This window comes from Streptomyces sp. NPDC059455, from assembly GCF_042750115.1.
In the GTDB taxonomy this organism is placed as follows: Bacteria; Actinomycetota; Actinomycetes; order Streptomycetales; family Streptomycetaceae; genus Streptomyces; species Streptomyces endocoffeicus.
Genome location: NZ_JBHYVB010000074.1, coordinates 1 through 8144, shown reverse-complemented (window position 1 = coordinate 8144; position 8144 = coordinate 1). Strand labels below are relative to the sequence as shown.

7 protein-coding genes are annotated in these 8144 nt (G+C 72.8%); 5 read left to right on the top strand and 2 right to left on the bottom strand.

Annotation, left to right across the window (positions count from 1 at the left end; translation table 11 throughout):
* Positions 1–73: 73 nt before the first annotated feature.
* Together ACFXB5_RS25105 and ACFXB5_RS25100 are read right to left on the bottom strand one after the other, a co-directional pair.
* The gene (locus tag ACFXB5_RS25105) at positions 74–1417 is read right to left on the bottom strand and encodes an MFS transporter (RefSeq protein ID WP_385211686.1); all 1344 of its coding nucleotides are present in this window, start codon (positions 1415–1417) and stop codon (positions 74–76) included.
* A gap of 77 nt (positions 1418–1494) precedes the next feature.
* On the bottom strand, positions 1495–2646 hold the full coding sequence (locus ACFXB5_RS25100) for an XdhC family protein (protein ID WP_385211684.1): 1152 nt from the start codon (positions 2644–2646) through the stop codon (positions 1495–1497).
* 50 nt (positions 2647–2696) lie between these two features.
* Here ACFXB5_RS25100 and ACFXB5_RS25095 point away from each other — a divergent pair, with 50 nt between their 5' ends.
* From ACFXB5_RS25095 to ACFXB5_RS25075, 5 genes are all read left to right on the top strand, one after another.
* Positions 2697–3284 (top strand): (2Fe-2S)-binding protein, encoded by a 588-nt coding sequence (locus tag ACFXB5_RS25095; RefSeq protein ID WP_385211682.1) that lies wholly within the window; start codon positions 2697–2699, stop codon positions 3282–3284.
* Positions 3281–4282 carry an FAD binding domain-containing protein gene (locus ACFXB5_RS25090; protein WP_385211680.1) on the top strand — a complete coding sequence of 334 codons (1002 nt, stop codon included), beginning with the start codon at positions 3281–3283 and terminating at the stop codon, positions 4280–4282. Before ACFXB5_RS25095 ends, ACFXB5_RS25090 begins: the two co-directional genes overlap by 4 nt.
* Positions 4279–6441 carry a xanthine dehydrogenase family protein molybdopterin-binding subunit gene (locus tag ACFXB5_RS25085; protein WP_385211679.1) on the top strand — a complete coding sequence of 721 codons (2163 nt, stop codon included), beginning with the start codon at positions 4279–4281 and terminating at the stop codon, positions 6439–6441. The genes ACFXB5_RS25090 and ACFXB5_RS25085 overlap by 4 nt, the downstream gene beginning before the upstream one ends.
* 10 nt (positions 6442–6451) lie before the next feature.
* Positions 6452–7099 (top strand): TetR/AcrR family transcriptional regulator, encoded by a 648-nt coding sequence (locus ACFXB5_RS25080; protein ID WP_385211677.1) that lies wholly within the window; start codon positions 6452–6454, stop codon positions 7097–7099.
* An 82-nt stretch (positions 7100–7181) separates the two neighbouring features.
* Positions 7182–8078 carry a lysozyme gene (locus tag ACFXB5_RS25075; protein WP_385211675.1) on the top strand — a complete coding sequence of 299 codons (897 nt, stop codon included), beginning with the start codon at positions 7182–7184 and terminating at the stop codon, positions 8076–8078.
* Positions 8079–8144 lie beyond the last annotated feature (66 nt).

Genomic DNA, 8144 nt, shown 5'->3' with positions numbered 1-8144 from the left:
CCGGGCCACCGCCCCGGGTACCGGGCGGGGGCCGGCCCGTCGTGCGTTCGCCTGCCCGCGCGCGGCCGTGTCGTCAGGGCGTGTAGCGGCGGAAGGCGGGCACCGCGACGGCGAGCCCGAGTGTGCTGACGGCCACCAGCAGCCCGCCCGCGGCGACCGCCGCACGGGCCCCGAGGAGGGAGCCCGCGGTGCCGTGCAGCAGATCGGCGATGCGCGGGCCGCCCGCCACCACCACGGTGAACACGCCCTGCATACGGCCGCGCATGTCGTCGGTGGCGGCCGCCTGGAGGATCGTCCCGCGGAAGACCATCGAGACCATGTCGGCCACGCCCGCGAGGGCGAGGAAGGCCACCGCCCACCACAGGTTGAGGCTGAGCCCGAATCCGGTGATGGCCACGCCCCAGGCCATCACGGCGACGATGACCATCAGCCCGTGGCGGCGGGCGCGGGAGAAGGTGCCGGACAGCAGTCCGCCGGCCACCGCGCCGAGCGGGATCGCCGCGAAGAGCAGGCCGAGCGCGAAGCCCTCGCCCCAGGGTGCGTAGGTGTGCGAGGCGAGCTGGGGGAAGAGCGCGCGGGGCATGCCGAAGACCATGGCGATGATGTCCGCGAGGAAGGACATCAGCAGGATGCGGTGGGCGGCGATGTACCGGAAGCCGTCGGCCACATCGCGCCATCCGCCCCGCCGCGCGCCGCCCGTGGCGCCCTCGGTGAGGGGCGGCAGGGCGGGCAGCCGCCAGACGGCCCACAGGGTGACGCACAGCGCCACGGCGTCGATGAGGTAGAGCGCGGGCAGGCCGAGGACGGGGATCAGGGCCCCCGCGAGCAGCGGGCCGAGGATCATGCCGGTCTGGGCGACGGTGGACTGCAGGGCGCCCGCGGCGGGCAGTTCGTCGGCGGGGACGAGACGGGCGACGGAGGCGCTGCGGGCCGGGGAGTTCATGCCGAAGAAGCCCTGCTGGGCGGCGAGCAGCACCATGAGCAGCGCCACCGAGTCCAGACCGGCGAAGGACTGCGCCCAGAACAGCACCGAGGTGACGGCGATTCCGACGTTGGTGACGAGCATCAGGGTGCGCCGGTCCATCCGGTCGGCGACCACCCCGCCCCACAGCGCGAAGACCACCAGCGGGAGGAGCCCGGCGAAGCTGGCGTAGCCGACCCACGCCGACGAGCCGGTGATGTCGTAGATCTGCTTGGGCACGGCCACGGCGGTCAGCTGGCTGCCGATGGCGGTGACGGTGGTGGAGCTCCACAGCCGGCGGAAGGGGCGGTGGCGCAGCGGCCGGGTGTCCATCACCCAGCGGCGCCAGCCGGATCTCGGCGGCGGTACGGGGGCGCCGGCCCCGGCACCGGGGCCGGCGTCATCGTCGGCGGCGGTGGGTTCTATGTCGTCGTCGCTGCTTCGAGCGGTCTCCACGGCTGGTTCGATTCCTCCTACATCCATTCGGGCCGGGAACCATTGTGACGATCCCCGGCCCGTGCCGTGGCCCCGTCTCAGCCTCCGGCCGCGGGCCGCATCGGCTCCTGACCGTGGATGCTGCCGCTGAGGGAGGTCAGCCGGGTGCCGCTGCCGCCCCAGCGGTCGGCGATGATCTCGGCCGCGATGCTGACGGCGGTCTCCTCGGGGGTACGGGCGCCGAGGTCCAGGCCGATCGGTGAGGCGAGCTTGGCCAGCGCCTCCTCGCCGAGACCGGTGGCGCGCAGCCGACGGAGCCGGTCGTCGTGGGTGCGGCGGGAGCCCATGGCGCCCACGTAGGCCAGCGGCAGGCGCAGGGCGACCTCCAGCAGCGGCACATCGAACTTGGGGTCGTGGGTGAGCACACAGACCGCCGTGCGTTCGTCGATCCGGCCCGCCTCCGCCTCGGTGCGCAGATAGCGGTGCGGCCAGTCGGTGACCACCTCGTGTGCCTCGGGGAAGCGGCGCGGGGTGGCGAAGACGGGCCGGGCGTCGCACACGGTGACGTGGTAGCCGAGGTAGGCGCCGATCCGGGCCATGGCCGCCGCGAAGTCCACGGCGCCGAAGACCAGCATTCGCGGCGGGGTGGCGTGGACCGAGACGAACAGGGTGAGTTCCTCGTCCATGCGGACACCGTCGTAGCCGAAGCGCAGGGTCTCGGTGCGCCCGCCGGCCAGCAGACCGCGGGCGTCCTCGGCGACGGCCGCGTCCAGCCGCGCGGAGCCGAGGGATCCGGAGGTGCCGTCGGGCCGTACGACCAGCCGGCGGCCCAGCCGTCCCTCCGGGTCGGGCCCGTCGACGGCCACGCAGATCACCTCGGTCACCGGCTCCCCGGCGGCCACCGCCTCGGCCACCTCGCCCAGTTCGGGGAAGCCCGCGGGGTCGATCCGCTCCACATAGACATCGATGATCCCGCCGCAGGTCAGCCCGACCGCGAAGGCGTCGTCGTCGCTGACGCCATAGCGCTCCAGCACGGGCCGGCCGCTGTCGGTCACCTCCTGGGCAAGTTCATAGACGGCGCCCTCGACGCAGCCGCCGGAGACGCTGCCGATCGCCGCGCCATCGGGGCCGACCAGCATGGACGTCCCGGGCGGCAGCGGCGAGGAATGCCAGGTCGCCACCACCGTGGCACGGGCGAACGGCTCGCCCTCGCCCCACCATCGGTGCATCTGCGCTACGACGTCCCGCATGGAATTCATATCTCCTCGCCATGCATGTAAGAGGTTGATACATTCAATGTATGAGCCTCTCACATCACTCACCGAGTAGCGACATCATCTTGCGGATCAACGGCACATCCCACTCCCTGACGATCGACAACCGGACAACCCTGCTCGATGTGCTGCGCGAGCGGCTGGGGCTCACCGGCACCAAGAAGGGCTGTGACCACGGTCAGTGCGGGGCCTGCACGGTGCTGGTGGACGGTGAGCGGGTCAACAGCTGCCTGATGTTCGCGGTGACCGCCGAGGAGCGCGAGATCGTCTCCATCGAGGGCGTGGCGGCGCTGTCGGACGGCGGGGAGCTCCACCCGGTGCAGCGCGCCTTCCTCGACCACGACGGGCTCCAGTGCGGCTATTGCACCCCGGGCCAGATCTGCTCCGCCATCGGGGCGCTGGGCGAGGCCGGGCGCGGCTGGCCCAGCCATGTCACCGAGGACACCGCCACCGGGGTGGCCGATGTGTCGGCGCTGGACGCGCGCGAGGTGCGCGAGCGCATGAGCGGCAACCTGTGCCGCTGCGGCGCGTACAACGGGATCGTCGAGGCTGTGCTGGATGCCGCGGGCGCCCAGGGTGCCCAGGCCGCGGCCACCGTCGGAGGCGCCCGATGAAGGAGTTCGCCTACGCCCGCGCGGGCGACGCCGCCGAGGCGGCCACGCTGATCGCCCAGCGCCCCGATGCCACCTATCTCGGCGGTGGCACCAATCTGGTGGACCTGATGAAACTCGGCGTCACCGACCCGGGTCTGCTCATCGACGTCTCCCGGCTGCCGTACGACCGGATCGAGCACCGCGAGGACGGCTCCGTACTCATCGGCGCCACCGTGCGCAACGGCGCGCTGGCGGGCGATCCGGGCATCCGCGAGCGCTTCCCGCTGCTGTCCCAGGCGCTGCTGGCGGGGGCCTCCGGGCAGCTGCGCACGGTCGCCACGGTGGGCGGCAATCTGCTGCAGCGCACCCGCTGCGGGTACTTCCAGGACGTGTCCAAGCCGTGCAACAAGCGCGAGCCGGGCACCGGATGCCCGGCGATCGGGGGCGCGCACCGCGATCTGGCCGTGCTGGGCACCTCCGAGCACTGCGTGGCCTCCCACCCCTCCGACATGGCGGTGGCGCTGGTGGCGCTCGACGCGGTGGCACACGTGCGGTCGGTGGACGGCGGCACGCGCACCGTTCCGGTGGCGGAGCTGTATCTGCTGCCCGGCGACACACCGCACCGGGAGACCGTCCTGGACCACGGCGACCTCATCACCGCCGTGGAGCTGCCCCCGCCGCCGCGCGGTGCCCGGATGCGCTATCGCAAGGTGCGCGACCGCTGGTCGTACGCCTTCGCGCTGGTGAGCGTCGCCACCTCGGTGTCCGTGGCCGAGGACGGCTCGCTGCGGGACGTGCGGATCGCGCTCGGCGGAGTGGCGCCGCGGCCGTGGCGCGCCCGGATCGCCGAGGAGCGGCTGTGCGGCGCCCGGCCGGACGAGGAGACGCTGCGCGAGGCGGCGCGGGCCGAGCTGGCCGAGGCGCGGCCACTGCCGGACAACGCCTTCAAGGTCGACCTGGCCACTGATCTGATCGTCGCGGGCGTCCGCGACCTCGTCGCGAGGAGTGATCGCGCATGACCACCGTCGAGCAAAGCGTCGGCGCCCCGGTGACCCGGGTCGACGGCCTGGACAAGGTGACCGGCGCGGCGCGCTACGCCTATGAGTTCCCCACCCGGGACGTCAGTTACGTATGGCCGGTGCAGGCCACCATCGCCCGCGGCCGGGTGACGGAGGTGGACCCGGCTCCGGCGCTGGCCCTGCCCGGTGTGCTGACGGTGCTCGACCACACCAACGCCCCGCGGCTGAACGCGGAGGCGGAGGCGAGCGCGGACCTCTTCGTGCTGCAGTCCCCTCGGGTGGCCTACCACGGCCAGATCGTGGCCGCCGTGGTGGCCACCTCGCTGGAGGCGGCGCGCGAGGGCGCGGCGGCGGTCCGGGTGGGCTATGAGCGGGAGCCCCACGATGTGGTGCTGCGCGCCGACGACGAGCGGCTGGAGATCGCCGAGACGGTGACCGACGGCAGTCCGGGCCTGGTGGAGCGCGGTGACGCCGATGGCGCCTGGGCCACCGCCCCGGTGCGGGTGGACGCCACGTACACCACTCCGGTGGAGCATCCGAGCCCGATGGAGCCGCATGCCACCATCGCGGTGTGGGACGAGGACCGGCTGACGCTGTTCAACTCCGACCAGGGTCCCTATATGAGCGCGCAGCTGATGTCCGCGCTGTTCGGGATCGAGCTGGGCGCGGTGGAGGTCGTGGCCGAGTACATCGGCGGGGGCTTCGGGTCCAAGGGCATTCCGCGCTCGCCGACGGTGCTGGCGACGCTCGCCGCGCGGGCCGTCGAACGGCCGGTGAAGATCGCCCTGACCCGGCAGCAGATGTTCCAGCTGATCCCCTACCGCTCCCCCACGATCCAGCGGGTGCGGCTGGGCGCCGGGCGCGACGGCCGGCTGACGGTGATCCAGCACGAGTCGGTGCAGCAGCGCTCGGCCCAGGTGCCGTTCGCCGACCAGACGGTGTCCTCGACGCGGATGATGTACGCGGCGCCCCACGCCCGTACGACGGTGAAGGTGGCGCCGCTCGATGTGATGACGCCCGCCTGGTTCCGCGCCCCCGGCCACACCCCGGGGATGTTCGCGCTGGAGTCGGCCGTGGACGAGCTGGCCGGGGCGCTGGGCATGGACCCGGTCGAGCTGCGGATCCGCAACGAGCCGGAGACCGATCCGGACAGCGGCAAGCCCTTCAGCAGCCGCAACCTGGTCGCCTGTCTGCGCGAGGGCGCGGCGCGCTTCGGCTGGGAGCGCCGCGATCCGGCGCCGGGGGTCCGGCGCGAGGGGCGCTGGCTGCTGGGCACCGGTGTGGCCGCCTCGCACCACCCGGACTACACCTTCCCCTCCTCCGCGGTGGCGCGCGCCGAGGAGGACGGGACGTACCGGGTGCGCATCGGCGCGGCCGACCTCGGCACGGGCGCCCGTACCGCCCTCACCCAGGTGGCGGCGGACGCGCTCGGCATTCCGCTGTCGCGGCTGCGGCTGGAGATCGGCCGTGCCTCGCTGGGCATGGCGCCGTTCGCGGGCGGTTCGCTCGGCACCGCCTCGTGGGGCTGGGCGGTGGACAAGGCGTGCCGTGCGCTGCTCAAGGAGCTGGACACCTACGGGGGTGTGGTCCCGGACGGCGGTCTGGAGGTGGTGGCCGACACCGTCGAGGATCTGGAGCGGCGGGCGGATCTGTCGCGGCACACCTTCGGGGCGCAGTTCGCCCAGGTGCGGGTGGACGGCGACACCGGTGAGATCCGGGTGGACCGGATGCTGGGCGTGTTCGCGGCCGGGCGGATCGTCAATCCGCACACCGCGCGTTCCCAGTTCCTCGGGGCCATGACGATGGGTCTGTCGATGGCGCTGCTGGAGATCGGCGAGGTCGATCCGGTCTTCGGCGACTTCGCCAACCATGACTTCGCGGGCTATCACATCGCCGCCCACGCCGACGTTCCGCGACTGGACGTGGTGCTGCTGGAGGAGGACGACAACACCACCAACCCGGTGGGCGCCAAGGGCATCGGCGAACTCGGCATCGTGGGCGCGGCGGCCGCCATCGGCAACGCCTTCCACCATGCCACCGGAGAGCGAGTGCGGGATCTGCCGATCCGCATCGAACGCTCGCGGGACGCGCTGCGGGCCGCCCAGGACGCCGAAAGGCCCAGGCCAGGGGCGGGTGAGCCGGAATCACGGGTCGGGTAGGGTCACCCGAATGGCACCCACCCCGAAGGGACGCGCCACCTACCACCACGGCGACCTGGCCGCCGCGCTGGTGCAGACGACCCTGGAGATCATCGACGAGGTCGGAGTGCGCGGCTTCTCCGTGGCGGAGGCCGCGCGCCGCACCTGTGTGAGCCCCGGTGCGCCGTACCGCCACTTCGCCGACCGTGACGCGCTGCTCGCGGCCGCCGCCCTTGAGATCTCGCGGCGGCTGCGGGCCCTCTACCTGGACACGGTGGCCGACGTCGGGTCCGCCCAGGAGCGGCTGGCGACAGTGGCGGGCACCTTCGTGCGCGCGGCGGCCCGCTACCGCGGCGGGCTGGACATCCTCTTCGCGCCGGGGCTGCGCGCCACCCATCCGGAGCTACGGGACAGCAGCAGGGAGTTCGTGGATCTGCTGCTGCCGAGCGCCTTCGAGGTGGTCGCCCCGGACGAGGCCGCGGCGACGGCCGTGGCGCTCCTCGACGCCCTGCACGCGCTCGCCCGCGGCTATGTCGCCCAATTGCTGGAAGGGAAGTTCGGCGATCCGGATGACGCGGTCGAGGACGTCGCCATCCGGGCGACCCGGGCCGCCAGGGCGCTGGTGGCGGGCTACGGCGTGCCGTCCGGGCCGGTCTGCGAGGAGGGCCGGAACCGCTGACGGAGGGACAGAATTTCCCGTTCCGCTTCACGTTCTTCGTTCGGCGCGCATACCGTCGATGCGGAACGGATCGGAGGAACAGATGTCCCTGAAATCCGGTAAGGGCGCCCACCGGGCGCCTTCGCGTCTGCGCTCGCCCTACGCCATCGGCGGACTGGGAGTGGCGGTCACCGCCGCCGTCCTCGCCACCCTCGTACCGGCCACGGCCTCGACGACCGACCCCGACCACGACGCCGGCACCGCCCCGGCCCCCGCGGCGTCCGTCCCGCACCCCGAGCGGGACTGGATGGGCTCGACCATCGCCCGCCACGAGAAGACCGACCCCGGCGCCACGCCCCGGGCCACCAGAGCGGCCTCGGTGGAGGGCGTGGACGTCAGCGACCATCAGGGTTCGGTCGACTGGGCGGCCCTGTGGGACGACAACGTCCGATTCGCCTATGTGAAGGCCACCGAGAGCACGACCTACAAGAACCCCTCGTTCGCCTCGCAGTACAACGGCTCGTTCCGGCAGGGCATGATCCGCGGCGCCTACCACTTCGCCCTGCCGGACCGTTCCAGTGGCACCCGTCAGGCGGACTTCTTCGTCGCGGGCGGCGGCGACTGGTCGGACGACGGCAAGACGCTGCCACCCGTTCTGGACCTCGAGTACAACCCGTACGGAGCAACCTGCTACGGCCTGACCGCATCCCAGATGGTGAACTGGATCGGCGATTTCACCGCGCGGATCAAGGAGCGCACCGGACGCCAGCCGGTGATCTACACGACCACCGGCTGGTGGCAGACGTGCACCGGCGACAGCGCCGCCTTCGCCGAGCGGAACCCGCTGTGGCTGGCGCGGTACGCCGCCGCCCCCGGGCCGCTGCCGGCCGGCTGGAAGACCCACACCCTGTGGCAGTACACCTCCAGCGGGCCGCTGGTGGGCGACCACAACCGGTTCAACGGAGGCCTGGCGGGCCTCAAGGAGCTGGCCACGGGGTGAGGCGGCGGCGCTAGGGTCCTTCTGACGGGTCTCCGTGGAGGAAGGAGCGGCGTCAGGGGGCACCTC